Below are 19,478 nucleotides of genomic sequence, written 5' to 3' on the forward strand. Positions count from 1 at the left end.
CTTCCTCTGCGGGTCGGCAGAGCCGTTGGATTTTGGATAATAGGCTCCATCGTTTTACCGTGGATGATCCAGGGAGAGAGGCTTGGGCAACCTGGTGGGGGAGCGTAGAAACTCCGTTCCCGCGATGCGGAACCGTAGCTCCTCCACTCCCAAGGCGGCCCTTTTTGGGCCTTACCTGCGCGCCTTCGGCTTGCTCATCGCCTTCGGCGATACGGGCGCGGGCGCGCGCCACCGAGGCAGCAATCATGTCCTGAACAAGCTGGGAGGGCTGCGAGACGGCGGCACCTACACGCGCATCGTCTTCATAAGGATCGAACGTAAAGCCCTTGTCAGCGAAGAGCTTGTCAACAAATTTGAGTCTGAGGGTCGGGGGTGACGTCGGCTTGGCTGGGTTATGTCCCAGCCCGGCGGTCACTCAGCCGTCAACGGCGGCTTTACAACAATTTCAAGATCGTTCATCATTATCGAACATTCCTTGAGAAAACCGCCGGAGGGTTGCGAGCCCGTTGATGGCGGTTTTTTCATGGTCGGTCGATACTGCGCATCGGTCAAGCGCCGATGGATCGCGCCGACGCTGTTACAGACGTCACGTACAATTACATGACGCTTTCCATCCCCCACCCCGCCCAAGGGCGGTGCTGCGGCCCTCCCCCAGGGAAGGGCCTCACGCCCCTCGCGGGGCGACTGGGTCTCATCGCCGTCGCGCAAGCGCTCGGGCGATGCAGGTTATTTAATCTCAAATCTCGGGAACTTCGCTATTTCGTGCGCCAATACGTGAGGTTTGAAGCCGCCGTATGCTTCCCCTTCGGTCGCGGGGATATGGCCTTGCATGTAGTCACGTGCGCCAACATCCATGTAAACGCCACGGGCCTCAGTCTTGAAAAAATGACGCCACGCGTGGTTTGGCCTTATCCTATCGTCATTTACGCCGAGTTTCCTGACCCAATCGGCCAGCCGCTCACCGACCTTGTTGTACTGCGGGTTACCTTCTGTGCCGCCACGATGTCGAGAAGGGTCGTAAAACAACGGGCCTTTCCGTCTCGCCTTAACAAAGTCCAAGAATCCCTGGTCAACGAGGTGCGAGTGGATGGCGACAAATCGTGGATTCCGGTTCTTTGTCGATCCAGCCTCGGGCGTGATCCAGATCAGGGAGTGCCCGTCGTGAACTTGGATATCTTCTTTGCGTAGCTGCGCGATCTCGCCCACCCGTGCTCCTGTGTAAGCACATAACCAAGGAACCCACCGGTACGCTGCTTTCATCTCGGATGAACACCTTGCGGGTGGCATAGCAAGCGATCCTTTCAAGATCGTCATTGCTTCATCGATTGTAAACCACTTCTGGCGCGTTGTCGTCTTATGTGGTACCGCGACCGTTATTCCCTCAAGCGGGTTGATCTGTATACGCCTGTTTCCTTTTGCCCATGTGCATGTTGCGCGAAGGCATGCCAAATGACCGTCTCTAATTGAAACGGCGCTCAGACCTTTTTTGAGGAGGCTGTCTTTCCAGTCAACGACCCAGTCGGCGGTCAAATCGCGAATATCTGGCACCTCTAGCGCCACTTTTGCGATAATCCCCCTCCACTTCTTATAGGTGGCCGCAGCCTGTTGTTTTTCGGCGAAGAAATCCTCGAAAACCTGGAGCAGGCCGTATTTTCCAGAATCCTCATGACCGTTTTCCTTTGGAGCCTTCTTTGGCGCGAGTTCAAGTTGGGGAAAACGATCGGCATCAGGATCGGGACGGTAGTCTCCGTTTGAGAGCTTCAGCAGATGTTCCTTTGCTTGCATGACGGCATGGGCGACGGCGTTGCGGAGGAGTGTCATGCTCAGGTCGTCGACACGATAGCCGTGACGATTAAGATAGTCATTGATCGCTCGGTCATTGCGGCGAACCTTGTATGTTTCCATGACTCTCTCGAAAAGCGCGTCATCCTTAGTCAATTGGAAGACCTTCACTTTCTCCGGGCGAAGATGCAGATGATCTGCAATCAGCGATGCCTCTCGAAGGTGAGGTGCTCCTGGATCATCCTCATTTTCGGCAATCATCGCTCGATAGATTTCCCCGGACATGGCGACCGCTTGCTTCTGGGAAAGGGAAATTTGGCCGGCAGATAGCTGCCGCCATCGTGCTTCGGTTTCCGCGAGTATCCGGGCATGCACAATCTTGGCTTCTTGGGGATCGCGTGTGCCGAGGCTGACCTTTTCCTCTCTCTTTCCTATAAGAGGAACCAGATGCTCAGGAACGCGCTTTCGGAATTGATAGATACCTGTGGTGGGGTGCTTCGTGGGACGTGACATTTTCAGGACCATGTGGACCGCCTTTGTGTACCAAAGCGACGGTTACAAATCCCTTAAAACTCAATGTCTTGAGCGTTTCCAATAGCTTCTGTGATTTATGGCGGAGAGGGTGGGATTCGAACCCACGATACCCTTGCAGGTATGCCGCATTTCGAGTGCGGTGCATTCGACCACTCTGCCACCTCTCCGCATGCGCGAACGCTTGCGTTGCGCGCTCCTCTTAAACATCAATGGTCGGGCTGACAAGGGGAATTTCGTGTTTGTGTCACAAATTATTCGTCATGGAGGAGGCCGGGGAAGCACTGTGGAGTTTCGCTGTTTTCACCGCTTGTTTTTGACGTGGCGCGCACAGTGTTTTCCATGCGCCCCACATTCGGCGCCGGCATCACAGCCGCTGATAACGCCGCAGGATTTCCAGGATGCGGCCGTCCTGTTCCGGATCCGGCAGAAGGGCCGGCTGGCGGCTGGCGCCGACGGAGGGGTCCTGCAGATAGAGCGAGCGCTTGACCATGGCCGGCGCAAAACCGAGCGCATAGAGATCGGTACGGAAGGCCGCGTAGATCGCCTGCTGGCGTTCGGCCTCAGCGGTGTTACCGGTATTAAAAGCGCTGAGAATGCCGGCGAGCACATCCGGCAGGGCGTTGCCGAGGCCGGAGATGCAGCCGGCGGCGCCATTCTGCAACGACCAGAGAACGAGATGGTCCGGGCCGGAATAGACTTCGAAACCGGGCACCTCCCTTGCCACCTGAAGATAGGCCTCGAGCGTCTGCTGGGCACCGCCGGAATCCTTGATGCCGGCGATGTTGCCATGGGTCGCAAGTTTGCGCGCGGTTTCCGGTTCTATGTGGTTCTGGGTGCGGGCGGGAATGTCGTAGAGATAGACCGGTGTTTCGACAGCATCGGCCACCGTCGAGAAATGGCGGATCAGGCCATCCTGTGTGCAGGCGATGAAGAAGGGCGTGATGACGGCAATGCCGTCGACGCCGATACGGTCGAAGGCTTTGGCAAGCTGTATGGTCTCGAACGTGGCGGGCATGCCGGCATTGACGATGACTCTGGCGCGGCCCGCCACCTCGTCCACCACCTCTTCGGTCAGGCGGATTTTTTCCTCATGCGTCAGGGCGGTGAAATCACCATTGGTGCCGGCGCACATGATGTTGTTGCCGGCAGCCACCTGGCGGCGCACCTGCGCGCGGGTCGCCTCGTAATTGATGGTTTCGTCCTCGTTGAAACAGGTGACGAGCGCGACGAAGGCTTGTTTGCTCATGAAAGAACTCCGCTTGAATTTCCGATGGCGTGACCGGCGGCAGCCGGATGACGCTGGGATTGCATGTCGGGGTCGGAATCGAGGCTGGCGGCGAGCAGCGCACGGGTATAGGCTTCGCGCGGCGCCTCGAAAACCTGTCGCACCGTGCCGAACTCCACCACCTCTCCCCGCTGCATGACCATGACGTGATCGGCAAAATCCCGTACCACCGGCAGGTCATGGGCAATGAAGATGAAGGAGAGGCCCATGTCGCGGCGCAGCCTGTCGAGAAGCGTAATGACCTGCGCCTGAACCGAAACATCGAGCGCCGAGACCGCCTCATCACAGATGATGAGCTTCGGCTCCAGCGCCAGCGCACGGGCAATGGCGATCCTCTGGCGCTGGCCGCCGGAAAACTGGTGCGGATAACGGCGCATATGTTCCGGCGAAAGGCCGACCTGCTGTAGCAGCTCCGCGACGCGCTCCCGCCATTTTGCCTTAGGCAATATGTCCGGATGGATCACCCAGGCTTCAGAGATCAGCTGGAACACGGTCATGCGGGGATTGAGCGACTGGGTGGGATCCTGAAACACCATCTGCAGATCGCGCCTCAGAGCAAACAGTTCCGCTGGCGACAGCCTGAACAGATCCTGTCCTTTCCAGACGGCGCTGCCCGCATCCGGCTCGTCGAGCCGTAGCAGAATGCGTGCCAGCGTCGACTTGCCGGAACCGCTTTCGCCGACGACGGCGATGGTTTCGCCGGGCATAAGGTCAAAGGAAACGCCCTTCAGCGCTTCGAATGCACCATAACGCTTGCGCACGTCACGGACACTGAGCAGCGGTTCGCCCGCCGCTTTCGGCTCGTGCATGTCGCCGCGCCCGGGCGCGGCATTGATGAGCTTGCGGGTATAGGGATGCTGCGGATTGCGATAAACTTCGCGCACGGTGCCAGCCTCCACCAGCACGCCTTTTTCCATCACCACCACCCGGTCGGCGATTTCGGCGACGACACCGAGATCGTGGGTAATGATGAGTACGGCCATGCCGGTTTCACGCTGCAATTCCTTGAGCAGCGAAAGCACCTCGGCCTGCACCGTCACGTCAAGCGCGGTGGTCGGTTCATCGGCAATCAGAAGATCGGGCCGCAACGCCAGTGCCATGGCGATCATCACACGCTGGCGCTGACCACCCGAAAATTCATGCGGATATTTCGAAAGCGACCGGTCGGGATCGGGAATGCCGACACGGGCCATGAGCCGCCTTGCCTCCGCGTCTGCTTCCGCCTTGCCCATGCCATGGGTCGTCATCGCCTCGCGGATCTGCCAGCCGACGGTATAGACCGGATTGAGATGGCTGAGCGGGTCCTGAAAGATCATGGCGATACGGCGGCCGTTGATCTCGCGGCGCGCCTCGTCCGGCATGGTCAGCAGGTCTTTGCCGTCGAGCAATATCCGGCCGCCGCTGATACGGCCGGGCGGCATATCGATGAGGTTCATGATGGCCGAGGACGACACCGACTTGCCCGAGCCGCTTTCGCCAAGGATCGCCAGCGTTTCACCACGGTCGATATGATAGGAAACGTCCTTCACCGCATGGACGACACCGCTTGCGGTGTGAAACTCCACGGAAAGGTTGCGCACGTCGAGAAGATGGTCAGCCATGCTTGCGGCCCTTCATTTCCAGCCGCCAGCGCTGCACGGGATCAAGCGCGATGCGCAGCCAGTTGGACAGCAGGTTGAGCGAGAGGGTGGTGAGAATGATGGCAAGCCCCGGCCAGAAAGACAGCCACCAGGCATTGGTGAGATATTGCCGTCCCTGCGAAATCATCAAGCCCCAGGTGATTTCAGGCGGCTGAATGCCGATACCGAGGAAGGACAGCGCGCTTTCCGCCAGCATCACATAGGCGAAATCGAGCGTTGCAAGCGTCGTCAGCGTTGGCAGCACCACAGGCAGGATGTGGCGGAACAGGATGCGTTTGCCCGATGCGCCCATGACGCGCGCCGCCTGCACGAACATGCGTTCGCGCACTTCCAGCACTTCCGCCCGGGTGGTGCGGATGTAAACCGGGATGCGGGTGATGGCGAGTACCAGCATCAGGTTGAGGATGGAGGAACCGAGCAGATAAAGCACGATGACCGCGATCAGCAGCGACGGGAAGGACATGATCACATCGGCAAGCCGCATGATGATCTGGCCGACACGGTTGGAGGAAAAACCGGCGATCAGGCCAAGCACCGTGCCGGTGATGGCGGAGAGGAGGACGGCGCCGGCGGCGATCATCAGCGTATTTTGCGTGGCGGCGACGATGCGTGCGAGAAGTGAGCGGCCGAGCGCATCCGCCCCCAGCCAGAAATACCATTCGCGCTGCCAGTCGAACGGGGCAAGGTTGCGCCCGCGCAGGTTCTGTTTCGTCGCGAGATCGCCGAGCCAGGCCGGGCCGACAAAAGCGAGCACGACGATGGCGACGAGAAAGATCGCGGCGCAGAGCGCGAATTTATCCGCCCACAGCATGCGCAGCATGCGTGTTGCGAAGGACGGTTCATTGATGATCTCGGTATCGGCGTTCGAAAGGCTCATGGCTAACTGGCCTCCTCAGTGCCGGATGCGCGGATCGAGCAGCGCATAGGCGATGTCGATCAGAAGGTTCATCAGGAAGATGGCGAGCGCGGTCACGAGAATGGCGGCCAGCACGACATTGAAATCCCGCTGAAGAATGGAATCGATCATCAGCTTGCCGACACCGGGAAACCCGAAGATGGTTTCAACGATGACTGCGCCATTGAGAAGGCTCGCGGCCTGATCGCCGATGACGGTGATGACCGGCAGCATGGCGTTGCGCAAGGCGTGGATGAAGATGATCGGCCCAGATCTCACACCCTTGGCCCGCGCCGTCTTGACGTAAGCGGAAGACAAGGCACCGATCATCGAGCCGCGCACCACCTGCACGATGATACCGAAGGGCCGCACGAACAGCACCGAGATCGGCAAGATCCAGTGCAGCACCGAGCCCGTACCTGATGTGGGCAACCAGGCGAGATTGACGGAAAAGACGACGATCGCCACGATGGCCAGCCAGAAATCCGGAACCGAAGCCCCGATCAACGAAACGGTCGAGGCCATGCGGTCGAAAAAACCGCCGGAGCGGAAAGCCGCAAGCGAACCGACAACGATGGCGGCCGTTGTGACCAGCGACATGGTGATGACCGCAAGCCAGAGCGTCCAGTTGAAAGCCTCCAGCACCACATCCAGTGCCGGCCGGGCTTTTCTGAGCGATTCTCCCAGATCTCCGGTCATCACATCGCCTGCATAACGCAGGAACTGCACCATCAGTGGATCATTCAGCCCGTGCAGCGCACGAAACTGCTGTTTCAGCTCCTCCGACGCTTCCACCGGCAGAAACAACGCAGCCGGGTCCCCCGTCAGACGGGAGAGGAAGAAAACCATCACGATGAGGCCGATCAGGGAGATCAGGCTCGCAACGGAACGTTTTCGGATGAAGCTCAGCATGGTTGACTCCGGTTTTTCAACGCAGGCGGCGAAGCTCTCGCCCCGCCGCCGCTTTTTGGCAGATCAAGACACCGGCTTATTTGATGCCGATTTCCGAAAGCTGCAGCATCGAGTTGGTGGCGATGGTGGGCTTGAAATCCAGCCGTTCCGAAACACGGGAGAAACCGACCATGTGGAACAGCAGCACATCCGCCACCACGTCATCATGCAGGTAGGCGATGAGTTCGGACCAGAGCTTGGCGCGTTCGTCACCAACGGCTGCGGAGGCACGTTCGATCAGATCATCCACCTTGGGGTCAGAGAAGCCGGACTGCGTGCCCTTGGTGGCATATTTGAAGAACATGGTGAAAGACGGATCACCCTTTGAATTGTCGTGCATCGCAGCGACGATCTGCGGTCCGCGGCCTTCCTTGAAGGGCTTGGAATAATAGCTCTCGTGCTCGGCCACTTCCACGAACTTCAGATCGATCTTGAAGCCGACATCCTGCAATTGCTGCTGAATGGCCTCCATGATCTCCGTGACATTCGGGAAGTTTGCCGTGCGCGCGATGATGGTAATCGGCGTATCCACCTTCACACCGGCAGCCTTGGCTTCCTCGAGCAGTTTCTTTGCGCCTTCGGGGTCGTACGGGAAAACCTTGACGTCAGGGTTCCAGCCAAGCGTGGTCGGCGGAACGAGCGCTGTCGCCAGCACCGCGCCCTCTGGAACCAGCGTGCCGAGGAAAGCCTGACGGTCGATGGCAAGGTTGAGTGCGCGGCGTACCCGCACGTCGTTCAGCGGCGCGATGTTGTGATCAAGGCGCATATAGACCGTTTCACTGTCGAGATAGGAAAAATCGGTCTTCGGATTTGTCGCGTCGAGCTGGGAAATGGAGGGCGAAAGATCGGCCTCCCCCGTTTGCACCATGGCGGCGCGTACCGAAGGATCGGCGCGGAAGAGATAGGTCGCTTCCGTCACCTGCGGCTTCGCGCCCCAATAATCATCACGCGCGGTCAGAACGATCTGCTGGCCGGGCGTCCAGTTGGTCAGCTTGTAGGGCCCGGTACCAACCGGCTCGCGGATGAATTCCATCTTGGTTTCTTCCGGAACGATGGTGACCAGCGACATCAGGAGCGGCAGGATGGGCTGGGCCGGCTCCGTCTTGAAATCGATCGTATAGTCGTCGACAACCGAAGGCGTCACCGTCATACCACCAAAATAGCGGCGGGATTCGCAGGCATTCTTGTCGCTCATGATGCGCTCAAAGCTGTGCTTCACATCCTTGGCGTCAAAACCCGTACCATCTGAAAACTTCACGCCGTGACGCAGGTGGAAACGCCAGCTGCCGTCCGCGTTCTGCTCCCATTTTTCGGCAAGGCGTGGCTGAACGCCGTTCTTGCCGCGCACATCAAGCTCGGTCAGCGTCTCACTGACATTTTCCATGATGATACGGCCGATATTGGAGCGGGTAGCCATGCAGGGCTCCAGCAGGTCCGCCTCTTCCGCCAGCACGATCTTGATCGGCCCCGATGCCGCAAACGCCGGCGAAACCGCAGCGCTGAGGGAACCCAAAACAAGGGCGCCCGCAATCAATGACTTCTTCATTCCGTTCTCCTCCCAGATCAGAAATTCAGCAACATGGCGGCGTGCCGCAAGGGGTTTTAAGAAAAGCCCCGTCTCCCGCATTGAGGAGCATGGCATGCGGATGATTGTTTCCTCCACCCGTGAACAGAGCATCGGCGCTATCACATTTTTTGTCAATTTATTTTTCGTAAGCATTTTTTATTGGCGGCATCATAACAAATTTTATCATTTTAAAACAGATAATTAGGTAAAATAATCAAAAGATCAAAGATCCAATTTCTATTGAAATAAACTTGACAACTTTTCGAATATGTCATTTTCATCAGACCAAGAGGAGACCACGATGACCCCTGATGACATCGCTCATGCCATGACCGGAGCCATCCGCACCACGTCAGAAAACCGGCAGGAAGCACTGCTGCCGTCGCCGATGATCCAGAACCATGCAAGCTTTCTGCACCTGGCTGATGACGGCGCCTTGCTGTGCGCGTGGTTCGGCGGCACGCTGGAAGGAAAATCGGATATTTCGATCTTCGCTTCCGTGTTGATGCCCGGCGCGACAAGCTGGGGCGCACCACAGCGCCTGAGCCACGACCCTGCCCATTCCGAACAGAACCCGGTTCTTTTCACCGCGCCGGATGGTGCCCTTTGGCTGTTTCACACCGCCCAGCCATCCGGCAATCAGGACGAATGCCGCATTCGCATGGCACGGGTTACCCGTGATACGACGGCACCGGAAAAGCTCGTCTCCGAAGAGGGGCATTTTCTCGATCTTCCGAAGGGCTGCTTCATTCGCGCGCCGCTGCGCATTCGTGATGATGGCGCCTGGCTGTTGCCGATCTTCCGCTGCATCCAGCGCCCCGGCCAGAAATGGAACGGCAGCCACGACACCGCAGCACTTGGCATATCCAGGGACAATGGCCTGACATGGCAATTGCAGGAGCTGGAAAATTCGACCGGCTGCGTGCATATGAGTCCGGTTTCCGGCGGTGATGCACGCTACTCCGCCTTCTTCCGCCGTCGTCAGGCCGATTTCGTCTACCGCACGGAAAGCACCGATGGCGGCCGCTCATGGTCGAAGCCGCAGCCAACCGACGTGCCGAACAACAATTCCTCCATCGCCGCAATCAGGCTCGGTGACGGCAGACTGGCGATGATCTGCAACCCCGTCAGCGCCGCGCAATCAAGCGACCGGCGCGCCTCGCTCTATGACGAACTGGGAGAAGATGACGGCAGGCCGGATGCCGATCCGAGTGGCGGATGCGTGCCTGTCTGGGGCGTGCCGCGCGCACCGGTTTCCATCTGCCTCTCCGATGACGATGGGCGCAGCTTCCCCACCCGCATCCTGATCGAAGACGGGCCGGGCACCTGCCTGTCGAACGATTCGACCGATGGCCGCAATCTGGAAATGTCCTATCCGTGGCTTCTGGAAGCGCCGGACGGTACGCTGCACGCAAGTTACACCTATCATCGCCGCGCAATCAAATATGTCCGGCTGGCGCCCGGCTGGGCCGTGGTCAAGGACGAGGGAAAAAGATGAGCAACATCATTGGTATAACCATGGGAGATCCCTGCGGCGTGGGCCCTGAGATCACCGTCAGGGCGCTGGCTGAGATGTCCGTGCCTGACCGGGCCGCGACGCGGATCTACGGCAACCTCGCAACGCTTCAGGCGGCGCGGGATGCGCTCGGCGTTGATATGGACCTTGTCCCCCATGTCGTCGATCTGCCTGTTGAGGGCGCACCACTTGCCTGGGGCACACTGTCGCCGGTGGCCGGAGACGCCGCTTTCCGTTTCATCGAAAAGGCCGTTCGCGATGCCGAGGCGGGCGAAATCGGCTGCATCGTCACCGCGCCGATCAACAAGGAGGCGCTTAACCTTGCCGGCCACCATTATGACGGCCACACCGGCATGTTGCGCAGCCTCACCGGCTCTTCGGCCGCCTATATGCTGCTCGCCTCCGAGCGGCTGAAGGTCATTCATGTCTCGACCCATGTGTCGCTGCAGGATGCCATTCGTCGGGCAACGACCGAACGGGTGCTGGCGACCATTCGCGCCGGCAACGCCCATCTGAAACGCATCGGTTACGAGCAGCCGCGCATCGCGGTTGCCGGCATCAATCCGCATTGCGGTGAGAACGGCCTGTTCGGCACCGAAGATGACGATCAGATCGCGCCTGCGGTTGCTGCCGCCCGTGCAGAAGGTATCGAGGTGCAGGGACCGATTTCCGCCGATACCGTATTTCACCGGGCCTATTCGGGCGCTTTCGATCTCGTTGTCGCGCAATATCACGATCAGGGCCATATCCCGATCAAGCTGGTCGCCTTCGATACCGCCGTCAATGTCTCGGTCGATCTGCCGATAGACCGCACTTCCGTCGACCATGGCACGGCCTTCGACATTGCCGGCAAGGGCATCGCCAATCACGGCAACATGAATGAGGCCATCGCCTATGCGCGCAAGCTGGTGGCGGGCAAGAGCGCGAAAGGATAAAACCCCATGTCCACAGCTCCCATTCTCATCCACCAGCCACGCAGGCTTGCTGTCGGCGCCGGCACTATCGCGCAGGTTGGCGCCTTCGCCGGAAAAACCGCCTCGACCCTGGTGGTCGCCACGCCGCTGACGGCGAAATTCGTCGACCGTCTGCAATTGCAGGGTCCATTCACGGTCTTCGATGCCATTCCCGGCGAGCCGGATACCGCAACACTGGATGCAGCGCTGACGGCAGCACGCGCGGCCAAACCCGACCTCGTCATCGGCCTTGGTGGCGGTTCGGTGATGGATGTGGCAAAGCTGGTCGCCGCATTGTGGAATTCAGACCGGATGCTTGAGGATGTGGCCGGACCGAACAGGGTCGCTGGCCGCAATACCCGACTTGTGCAGATCGCCACCACCGCCGGCACCGGCTCGGAAGCCGGCATCCGCTCGCTCATCACCGACCCCGTAAAGGGCAACAAGATCGCGGTCGAAAGCCCGTTTCTGATCGCGGATTTCGCCGTGCTCGATCCGGAACTCACCTATTCCGTGCCATCAGCCGTGACGGCGGCGACCGGGGTGGATGCCATGGCCCATTGCGTGGAAGCCTTCACCAACCGCAAGGCTCACCCGATGATCGACGGGTTTGCCCGCATGGGCTTTGCGCTGGTCGGCAAATATCTGGCGCGCGCCGTTCGCGATGGCGGAGATACACAAGCCCGGGAGGGAATGATGCTCGCCTCCTATTATGGCGGCATCTGCCTCGGCCCGGTCAATACGGCCGCCGGCCATGCCATCGCTTATCCGCTCGGCACGCTTCTCAACCTGCCGCACGGACTGGCGAATGCCATCGTCTTTCCGCATGTTCTGGCTTTCAACCAGCCCGCGGTTTCGGCAAAAACGGCGGAGGTGGCGGATGCGCTCGGGCTTCGCGAACACCTTTCGTCTGATGACCTGCGCAAGGCGGCGACGGATTTCTGCGCCGGGCTCGGCATCGAAATGTCGCTGGCAAAACACGGAGCGACCGAAACCGATCTTCCCCGTTATGCCGAGGACGCGCATGCAATCCGCCGGCTGATGGACAATAATCCGGTCGATATGAGCCTTGAGGATGTGCTTGGCATCTATCGCCGCGCCTTTTGAGCGACGGCATCCGGTGCGCGGTCACGCGCATCCGGCCAGATCCTCCTTAATCCGCGTGCGAGGACTCGAAAAGGCGATCGCGCGACCCCGTCAAGTGCTGGAGCATCAGCTGCCGGGCCGCCTCCGCATCCCCATCCGCAATCGCCTTTGCAATCGCCTCATGTTCGGCAAAAACGCGTGTCAGACCGGATGCCTCGCGTTTGACCGACATACCGTGGAATTTCATGCCCATCGCGATATGATCTTTCAGAGCTTCCATCGCGGTGGAGAAATAACTGTTCCTCGCCGCCCGGGCGATGGCGAGATGAAACTGGTAATCGGCATCCTCGCGGTGGGACTGGCGATTGGTAGCATCCCGCATCAACTCAAGCGCCTTCCTGATCGCCGCAAGCCTCTCGCCATCATGCCGCAATGCAGCGGCGGCAGCAGCAGCTGGTTCCAGCGTCAGCCGGAATTCGTAACAATTCAGCAGATCCGCGACATTTTCCAGCTGCCCGAAGCCGAGTGGCTCGCGCAGGCCGAAGGCCCGCACATAGCTGCCGGAACCCCTGCGGGAATAAATGAACCCCTGCTCGCGCAACCGCCGCAACGCCTCGCGCACGACCGGTCTCGACACTTCGAATTCCATGGCGAGTTCATGCTCGGTCGGCAACCGTTCATCCGGTTTGTAGGCGCCGGATTTGATCGCCCGGTGCATTCTCTCGAAAATAATGTCCGGAAGTGCCTTGCGCGCCGTTTCTTTCATCAGCCCCATCTGATCAGTTCTCTCCAGCACCATTTTCGCCAAGCATCATTTTCGCAATGCGTTTCAACGTGTCAGCTTGCCCAAAACCGCCGGACTTCGCAATGATACATTGGTCGCCGGACCAGCCGACGCCGAGACCCGGCAGGCATTCACCGGCAAGGCGCAGACGCGTAACGCCCATGGCGCGCAACACGGCTTCCGCGGTCGCCCCACCCGACAGGAGCAGCCGGGCCGCACCATCCGTCAAGTGCGGCACGACGCCTTCCGCCAGATGGCGTGAAACCGCAAGCGGAGACACTTCTTCCGCCCCGTCCGTCGCCTGAACGAGCATAAGGTTGGAGCCATCCCCGGCGTGGCGGGGCACAACACCATTTGGCGCCTCTGCAATCGAAACAGATGCAATACTCTTCAGCACCTCAATCTGCTCCAGCGTAATCGGATCACGAGAACCGATGACAAAAAGCCCCTTGCCGGGGGGAATAACAGCCGCCTCAGCAACAGCCTGCGCCGTCATCGTCTCCGCAAGCGCTTCGGCAAGCCCACGCGCGCCGACCAGAAGATCGACTCCTTCCGCCTGTGCCGCGATGAGAGCTTTTCTGACATCCGCCTGTGTATGCGTATCGGGTATCGTGCAACGGCCGGCATGACCGCCAAGCTTCCCATGAACCGGAATGGCGGTTTCGACGCCGAAACCGGACACGGCTCCCCCAGTGACCACACGCCCGAAATCGGGAATGGCGGGCGCGACAAGTGCCTGCCTATAGGAAATCGCGTCCATCTCGGCTGCAATATGCCCCTTCAGCCGGGAATCGATCTTCTTAAAAAGGAATGTACCGACCGGAACCAGCCCCATCAGTTCCCGCGTGCGGCGGCAGGCTTCATCCGCTTCGCCATCGCGGCATCCAAGATTGACGCCGAGAACGGCAGGCCCATTCGCCAGCGCTGCGCGCACGCCATCCAGCCCGATTGCGACTTCCGTCACCAGGCCACGCCCGGCAAAGGGAGCGGCCGCATCGAGCGCACCGGTCAGGTCATCGGCAAAAATCAACAGCACGGACAGAGCCTTCAAAAAAGTTGTAATGTTTTACCTCAATAAATTTATTTATAATCAATAGATAAATGGATGTGAATAACAAAAATGATCCCGTGGATGATGGCGTCGGCCGTCCGACGCAAACAGCCCGCAGGATGAAAGCCGAATTCGAAAGTTAAAGATAAAATGGAAACCTCGCCCGCCCGCGCATGGCTACCGATGAAGAAGACGACGAACGGCAGCCGTCATCAAAGCATTCCCAGTAAAAGTACGTGGTGGTTTTACACTCGGAAAGTGCGAAAAAACAAAAGGCTGGAGCACGCCCGGCGATTCCGTTTCAGACCGGACGAACTTTAGACCAGCCGGAAAGGCAGTCCCGAAATAAGCGCTTTGACAAAACGCTTCTTCTGAAAGCGTCCGTTCAGCGAAACACGCGGCAATTGCGTTGGCTTTTCAAGGCTATGGGGCCCTAGAACTCCAGCCTGCGTGGTGACTGCCACGGAAAATCCGGCCTGAAGCACCGCCGTTGCCTCACGCTCCGCCACGGCCTTTGTCCAGCCATAGGGATAAGAAAAGGATTGGGGCCGACGGCCGACGTAAGCCTCCACGCGGCGCGTCGATTCCTCTATTTCGTGGGCCAGGCGCGCAGCATCTATCTTACGCATGTTCACATGCGTCATTGTGTGCGCACCGAAATGCACCAGCGGGTCCTGCGACAGCGCCCTGAGTTCGGCGGCATCCATAACGAGTTCGTCCACAATCGAAACGGGATCGATACCATGCTGCCTCGCTGCGCGATCGATCCTTTCCACCGCCTCATCCTCGGCAAAGGACTGCACAAAGTTTTCCAGGCGGGCGAATGCCTCCGCTTTCTGCGAGGAGGTGGCGGCTTCCACATGCTCAGTCCCCGCCCCGAAATCGAATTCGAACGACGCGGCCTTCTGTGTCAGCGCGGCGGCGGTTTCCCACCACAGGCTGCGCGTCCGCTCGACAAAACCCGGCGTGATGAAAATCGTGTAGGGAACGGCATATTTGCGGAAAATCGGCGCGGCATATTCGGCATTGTTGCGATAGCCGTCATCTAGCGTGAAGGCGCAAAAAGACCGGCCTTCGCGATTGTCGGCAAGCAGCGTCGGCAAATCGTGCAGATGGACAGGAACGAGGCCACATTCGAGTGCGGCCTGTATCGCTTCTTCAAGAAATTGCGGCGTGACGGACAATTGTACATTGGGTGCGGACACCGAAACCGCCCGCCCCGGCCGCACATGGTGAAGCGTGAAGATCATTCCCCGCCCGGCAAGGGATGGAAATGCCGCGCGCACCGCCGGCAGGGCGCTCACCTCCAGCCCTGCCCGTATGGCCCCATACCTTGCGAGACGTTTCAGCGACGGCAAGAACGCCGTCGCGGATTGCCGTAACTTCAGACCGGGCAAAACCCGCTTTTTGACGACCCTCCACGCGGTCAGCGGAAGGTCGATCATGCCGGGAAGGGGATCGTTCAGCGCAAAAGCGGCCCAGCTTCGGATTCTGCCGAGCGAGGCAAGGTAGTCCCCCACATCCACCTTGCCGCGCCGGCTCAATGTGAAGGCCGCAACCGCATCCCGGACAAAATAGGACCACGAAACACCTTGCAGCACACTGCGGGGCTGGCTTACCGGCAGGTCATTGGCGGTCCGCCACAGCAATGCGCCGAGATCGATACCCGCAGCCGAACACAGGCCGAACCACGACCATGGACGCGGATTGACGTCGAGAAGTTTCAGCGCACCATCCCTACTATCGAACTTGAACTCCACCTCCACCAGTCCGCTATGACCAGCCGATTTTAATATTGTCCGGGCCGCATCGATCGCCTGCTGGTTGTCGACAACCTCGACACAGGTACTGGTATAGCCGAAATCGACGGGATATTGCCGGGCGCGCCGGGCGGTGAACTCGGCAACCGGCTCGCCGTCCAGCCAGAGGGCCGCATAGGAAAACTGGCTCTCTCCCCCGCCGGGAATGAGTTCCTGCACCACGACATTGGCCGCGCCGATCTCTGCGCTTGCATCCAGGAAAGCGGTTTTCAAGGCCTGCCGGTCATCGGCACGAATGACCTTGGCCCGGGAAATCACGGTATTGCCGCCACCCATGTTCGGTTTGAGAATGACGGGAAACAGCACATCCAGCGTATCCACACCGTCGATCGATGTCAGCGCATAGGTCCGGGGAATACTGACGCCAAGCTCCACGGCACGCTTATAGAGCAGCGGTTTTTCACACAGCCATTGCAGCGCGGTCCACTCCGGCAAAATGATCTTGTAGAGCGCGGACAACTGCTCCCGATGCTGCGAGACGAGCTGAACCTCGCCATCTCCCGACGGCACCAGCAGGCAGCCTTTCAGATGATGTTTTGCGGCCATTTCCCGCAAGAACGGCAACGCCCCGGCATCGTGAGGCCCGGCCCAGCGGATCGTTTCCCGCACGAAACGCGACCAGCCAGGCAGGGGTGAATCATGAGTGAGGTAATAAACGGGGATATTGAGTGCGCCAAGGCTGCGGGCAAGGGCGAGCGTGCCGTGAGCGCCACCGACAATAACAACACCTGGAATGGTCACAGCCTGATCCCCGTCCTATTCCGTACCTTGATCGCAAAAATTGATAAATAAATTGGATATTTCTAAAGTAATGGGCGGCTGGCGGTCGAAGTGCCGGAGCGGAAGCGCATGTTGTTCTTTCGGGCATTCATCACGCGCTTCGCAGTAGCCTTGAACGGAAACGGGAGCCCGCTCACGCCTCCTTGCGAACGGGGCGCGGCTCGCCATTATCGTCCACCGCGACCATGATGAAGACGGCTTCCGTGACCTTTTCACGGGAATCCTGATAGTGCCTGCGGGTCCAGGCCTCGATCCTGAGCGTGACGGAGGTACGGCCAACCTTTTCGATCCGGGTGTAGACGCACAATGTGTCGCCGATCTTGACCGGTTTCTTGAAGACGATTTCATTGACCGCCACGGTGACGGTGCGGCCGCCGGCCACATCGTTGGCGCGAACGAAAGCGGCAAGGTCCATCTGCGACATGACCCAGCCGCCGAAAATATCACCGGCCGGATTGGCATCGGCAGGCATGGCAAGCGTTCTGAGCGTGAGTTCCATATCGGCGGGCGGTTGCTGGTCCATGTCTCAAAATCCTTTCACAAACCTCCCGCCGTCGGACTTAAACAACCGCGCCACCTCAGCCAATAGCCGATTTGTCGCGGCAGCCCCTCCAAAACAGCAAGGAATCACAAAGCAATCGTAAGCTTCGGTTAACCATGATGGGGCACGATTCCAAAAAACGCGAGGGCGTGCGAATGGCCTATGACTGGAGTGGAAACAACACCATACAGCAACGTTACGACCGCATCGTGCTGGTGGTCGCAGGCGTTATCGCCATCAGCGTGGCGACCGGAACCGTTGCCCTGAATTCACAGGCAGGCGCGGACACCACCATAAATCTCGCAAAACAGCAGCGCCTTAACCTGGAAAAGTGGCATTTGCGGCTTTAGCACCCGTGGTCAGGCGGAAGAGGAAACCAGCCTGACGACTATTGGGGCGTGACATCGCGCCTGTTGATATTCTCCTTCGGGGAGACGTGGTCGAGATGCGCCACGGCAGGAGAAAGAACCGAAAGAAAAGTCTCCGACCGACCGATATAGATGATTGCCGCACCATCTATCCCGTTCAGGACCCCGGCCAGCGTATCCTGCGTCTGTTTCTCCAACCCTTCCAGCAGATCGTCGATGACGACGAATTTCGGTTTCAGCAACAGGGCATTGGCGATCCTGATACTTGCCTGCTCGTCCGAATCCAGTTTCTTGTCCCAGCGGATATTTTCATCGAGACGGGAGGCCATGTCGCCAAGCCCGCATGCGCCAAGCGCGGCGACATAATCTTCTTCCGCAAACCGCTGCGGCGCGCGGGGATAAGCCAGAATTTCCCGCAGCGAGCCCGTGGGCAGATAACCATGCTGGGCGATGAAAAGCGTATCGGACTGATCCGGCATTTCTATCCGGCCCTGCCCCCAGGGCCACAGACCCGCCATGGCGGCAAATAACAGCCGCCGGTTCACGCCCTGTTCGCCATTGATCATGAGACGGTCGCCCGGGCCGATCTCAAGCTCGGCTTCACGCAGCCTGAACCCGCGCTCCACATCCTGCCCGCCCGCATCCCGGCAAATGATGACCGACTGCAGACGGATCCTCTCATTCTGCGCGCTCCGTTGCAGATCGATCGCCTGGCCATGCTGCTCGACGCTATCCATCTGGATCAGGGCGTTGCGGAATACCGAAACACGCTGCAACGTCGCCTTCCAGCTGGCGATCGGTCCGAAATTGTCGATGTACCAGCGCAGCGCCGTATTGACCTGATTGAAGGCGCCGACCGCCATCATCAATCCACCGAATGTGAGGTTGCCGGAAAAATAGACCGGGGCTGCGATGAGGATGGGCGCCACCACGGCCAGCCAGCCATAACCCGCAGACACCCATGTCAGATGCGTCAGCGCCATGGCCAGACCCCGGATAACCCCCAGCACCGCATCGATATCGATGCCGATCCGCCGCCTCTCGTTCTTTTCACCGCGCGCAAGCGCAATGGCGGCGAGATTTTCACTCGCACGCATCAGTGAAAAGCGCAGTTCCGCCTCTTTGGAATAACGCTCGGCGTTCAGCCCCACCAGCCGGTAACCGACAAGGTTGCTGAGCAACGAGGCAGAGCCGGCATAAAGGATCGCCGCCCAGACCATATATCCCGGAATCGCAACCGGACTGCCATTGATGGTGATGGCAAAACCGGCCGAGAGCGACCAGAGGACACCGATGAAACTGATGAGCAGGATCGTCGCATTCACGAGGCCAATGGAAAGCGCCGTGCTGCTTTCGGCAAGATTGCGGACATCGTCATGCAGCCGCTGGTCCGGGTTGATCGCAATGGTGCCGAAACCGGCGAGGCGGGCGGCCCGTCCGGGTTTCAGCCATTGATCCACCATATCCTTGGCAAGACCCTCGCGCATGTTCAGCGCCGTCATCTGATTGAGCCAGGTCTGGATGACATTGAGGAGCAGCAAGAGCCCGGCGATGATGGCGAAGACTTCAAGCTGATGAATAAAAGCGTCGAGATCGCGCCGTTCCAGCGCGTTGTAAAACGGCGCGTTCCATTCATTGAGCCTGATCTGTCCGTAAGCCGTCAGCAATATCACCGTGAGCAGTGCTATCGACAGGAATATCAGCCGGTTGCGCACCGGTGACGTCCAGAAGGCACGCCCCATCATGCGCAGCTGCGCCGGAAAATCGAGGTCGAAACCCGAAAGGTTAGCCGCGCTCTTGCGCTGATCGTCGGTCACCGTTGTTGCCATTCATTCCATTCCGAAACGTCAGTCGGCAAAGAAAGCGGGTCGCGATCCCGCGCCTTTCGATGCCAAGCAATAACACGCCGTTTCACCTTGTCCACA

The 19,478-nt window shown here is 59.3% G+C and carries 16 protein-coding genes and 1 tRNA gene; 5 read left to right on the forward strand and 12 right to left on the reverse strand.

What is annotated here, in order from left to right; genetic code table 11:
* The first annotated feature begins 82 nt into the window (after positions 1–82).
* The gene (locus tag JZX88_RS15920; RefSeq protein WP_206914131.1) at positions 83–376 is read left to right on the forward strand and encodes a hypothetical protein; all 294 of its coding nucleotides are present in this window, start codon (positions 83–85) and stop codon (positions 374–376) included.
* 350 nt (positions 377–726) lie between these two features.
* Here JZX88_RS15920 and JZX88_RS15925 read toward each other — a convergent pair whose 3' ends face one another.
* From JZX88_RS15925 to JZX88_RS15955, 7 genes are all read right to left on the reverse strand, one after another.
* Positions 727–2,307 (reverse strand): DUF6538 domain-containing protein, encoded by a 1,581-nt coding sequence (locus JZX88_RS15925; protein ID WP_206914132.1) that lies wholly within the window; start codon positions 2,305–2,307, stop codon positions 727–729.
* A gap of 86 nt (positions 2,308–2,393) precedes the next feature.
* A tRNA-Ser gene (locus tag JZX88_RS15930) sits at positions 2,394–2,483 on the reverse strand.
* 197 nt (positions 2,484–2,680) lie between these two features.
* Positions 2,681–3,562, reverse strand: a complete 882-nt coding sequence (locus JZX88_RS15935) for a dihydrodipicolinate synthase family protein (protein ID WP_110758189.1) — start codon at positions 3,560–3,562, stop codon at positions 2,681–2,683.
* Positions 3,559–5,202, reverse strand: a complete 1,644-nt coding sequence (locus tag JZX88_RS15940; protein WP_206914133.1) for an ABC transporter ATP-binding protein — start codon at positions 5,200–5,202, stop codon at positions 3,559–3,561. The genes JZX88_RS15935 and JZX88_RS15940 overlap by 4 nt, the downstream gene beginning before the upstream one ends.
* Positions 5,195–6,118 (reverse strand): ABC transporter permease, encoded by a 924-nt coding sequence (locus tag JZX88_RS15945; protein ID WP_142856402.1) that lies wholly within the window; start codon positions 6,116–6,118, stop codon positions 5,195–5,197. Before JZX88_RS15945 ends, JZX88_RS15940 begins: the two co-directional genes overlap by 8 nt.
* Before the next feature lie 15 nt (positions 6,119–6,133).
* Positions 6,134–7,048, reverse strand: a complete 915-nt coding sequence (locus JZX88_RS15950; protein ID WP_142856404.1) for an ABC transporter permease — start codon at positions 7,046–7,048, stop codon at positions 6,134–6,136.
* Positions 7,049–7,124: 76 nt separating this feature from the next.
* Complete coding sequence (locus JZX88_RS15955; protein WP_110758363.1) at positions 7,125–8,633, reverse strand: ABC transporter substrate-binding protein; 1,509 nt, start codon at positions 8,631–8,633, stop codon at positions 7,125–7,127.
* Positions 8,634–8,955: 322 nt separating this feature from the next.
* Here JZX88_RS15955 and JZX88_RS15960 point away from each other — a divergent pair, with 322 nt between their 5' ends.
* Genes JZX88_RS15960 through JZX88_RS15970 form a run of 3 tightly spaced genes read left to right on the forward strand, consistent with a single transcriptional unit; the run spans position 8,956 to position 12,230 of the window.
* Positions 8,956–10,152 carry an exo-alpha-sialidase gene (locus JZX88_RS15960; protein ID WP_206914134.1) on the forward strand — a complete coding sequence of 399 codons (1,197 nt, stop codon included), beginning with the start codon at positions 8,956–8,958 and terminating at the stop codon, positions 10,150–10,152.
* Positions 10,149–11,105: a 4-hydroxythreonine-4-phosphate dehydrogenase PdxA gene (pdxA, locus tag JZX88_RS15965; protein ID WP_206914135.1), complete on the forward strand. Its 957-nt coding sequence runs from the start codon at positions 10,149–10,151 to the stop codon at positions 11,103–11,105. Before JZX88_RS15960 ends, pdxA begins: the two co-directional genes overlap by 4 nt.
* A 6-nt stretch (positions 11,106–11,111) precedes the next feature.
* Positions 11,112–12,230 carry an iron-containing alcohol dehydrogenase gene (locus JZX88_RS15970; RefSeq protein WP_206914136.1) on the forward strand — a complete coding sequence of 373 codons (1,119 nt, stop codon included), beginning with the start codon at positions 11,112–11,114 and terminating at the stop codon, positions 12,228–12,230.
* Between the two features lie 46 nt (positions 12,231–12,276).
* Here JZX88_RS15970 and JZX88_RS15975 read toward each other — a convergent pair whose 3' ends face one another.
* From JZX88_RS15975 to JZX88_RS15990, 4 genes are all read right to left on the reverse strand, one after another.
* Positions 12,277–12,984 (reverse strand): FadR/GntR family transcriptional regulator, encoded by a 708-nt coding sequence (locus JZX88_RS15975; protein ID WP_035260774.1) that lies wholly within the window; start codon positions 12,982–12,984, stop codon positions 12,277–12,279.
* Between the two features lie 4 nt (positions 12,985–12,988).
* Positions 12,989–14,029, reverse strand: coding sequence for a four-carbon acid sugar kinase family protein (locus JZX88_RS15980; RefSeq protein ID WP_206914137.1), 1,041 nt, complete (start codon positions 14,027–14,029; stop codon positions 12,989–12,991).
* A 332-nt stretch (positions 14,030–14,361) separates the two neighbouring features.
* On the reverse strand, positions 14,362–16,605 hold the full coding sequence (locus JZX88_RS15985; RefSeq protein WP_206914138.1) for a polysaccharide deacetylase family protein: 2,244 nt from the start codon (positions 16,603–16,605) through the stop codon (positions 14,362–14,364).
* Between the two features lie 172 nt (positions 16,606–16,777).
* Positions 16,778–17,167: an acyl-CoA thioesterase gene (locus JZX88_RS15990; protein ID WP_110758204.1), complete on the reverse strand. Its 390-nt coding sequence runs from the start codon at positions 17,165–17,167 to the stop codon at positions 16,778–16,780.
* A gap of 173 nt (positions 17,168–17,340) precedes the next feature.
* On the opposite strand from JZX88_RS15990, the gene JZX88_RS15995 reads away from it, so the two are divergent.
* The gene (locus JZX88_RS15995; RefSeq protein WP_065117449.1) at positions 17,341–17,535 is read left to right on the forward strand and encodes a hypothetical protein; all 195 of its coding nucleotides are present in this window, start codon (positions 17,341–17,343) and stop codon (positions 17,533–17,535) included.
* A gap of 38 nt (positions 17,536–17,573) precedes the next feature.
* Here JZX88_RS15995 and JZX88_RS16000 read toward each other — a convergent pair whose 3' ends face one another.
* Positions 17,574–19,382 carry an ABC transporter ATP-binding protein/permease gene (locus JZX88_RS16000; protein WP_206914139.1) on the reverse strand — a complete coding sequence of 603 codons (1,809 nt, stop codon included), beginning with the start codon at positions 19,380–19,382 and terminating at the stop codon, positions 17,574–17,576.
* Positions 19,383–19,478: the final 96 nt, after the last annotated feature.

Origin of the sequence: Agrobacterium sp. OT33 (assembly GCF_017313365.1) — a bacterium.
GTDB classification, from domain to species: Bacteria; Pseudomonadota; Alphaproteobacteria; order Rhizobiales; family Rhizobiaceae; genus Agrobacterium; species Agrobacterium rhizogenes_A.

Coding starts and splice junctions, on each gene's coding strand:
- JZX88_RS15925 (WP_206914132.1), bottom strand. CDS start 2,307: ATGGTCCTGAAAATGTCACGTCCCACGAAGCACCCCACCACAGGTATC.
- JZX88_RS15935 (WP_110758189.1), bottom strand. CDS start 3,562: ATGAGCAAACAAGCCTTCGTCGCGCTCGTCACCTGTTTCAACGAGGAC.
- JZX88_RS15940 (WP_206914133.1), bottom strand. CDS start 5,202: ATGGCTGACCATCTTCTCGACGTGCGCAACCTTTCCGTGGAGTTTCAC.
- JZX88_RS15945 (WP_142856402.1), bottom strand. CDS start 6,118: ATGAGCCTTTCGAACGCCGATACCGAGATCATCAATGAACCGTCCTTC.
- JZX88_RS15950 (WP_142856404.1), bottom strand. CDS start 7,048: ATGCTGAGCTTCATCCGAAAACGTTCCGTTGCGAGCCTGATCTCCCTG.
- JZX88_RS15955 (WP_110758363.1), bottom strand. CDS start 8,633: ATGAAGAAGTCATTGATTGCGGGCGCCCTTGTTTTGGGTTCCCTCAGC.
- JZX88_RS15960 (WP_206914134.1), top strand. CDS start 8,956: ATGACCCCTGATGACATCGCTCATGCCATGACCGGAGCCATCCGCACC.
- pdxA (WP_206914135.1), top strand. CDS start 10,149: ATGAGCAACATCATTGGTATAACCATGGGAGATCCCTGCGGCGTGGGC.
- JZX88_RS15970 (WP_206914136.1), top strand. CDS start 11,112: ATGTCCACAGCTCCCATTCTCATCCACCAGCCACGCAGGCTTGCTGTC.
- JZX88_RS15975 (WP_035260774.1), bottom strand. CDS start 12,984: ATGGGGCTGATGAAAGAAACGGCGCGCAAGGCACTTCCGGACATTATT.
- JZX88_RS15990 (WP_110758204.1), bottom strand. CDS start 17,167: ATGGACCAGCAACCGCCCGCCGATATGGAACTCACGCTCAGAACGCTT.
- JZX88_RS15995 (WP_065117449.1), top strand. CDS start 17,341: ATGGCCTATGACTGGAGTGGAAACAACACCATACAGCAACGTTACGAC.
- JZX88_RS16000 (WP_206914139.1), bottom strand. CDS start 19,382: ATGGCAACAACGGTGACCGACGATCAGCGCAAGAGCGCGGCTAACCTT.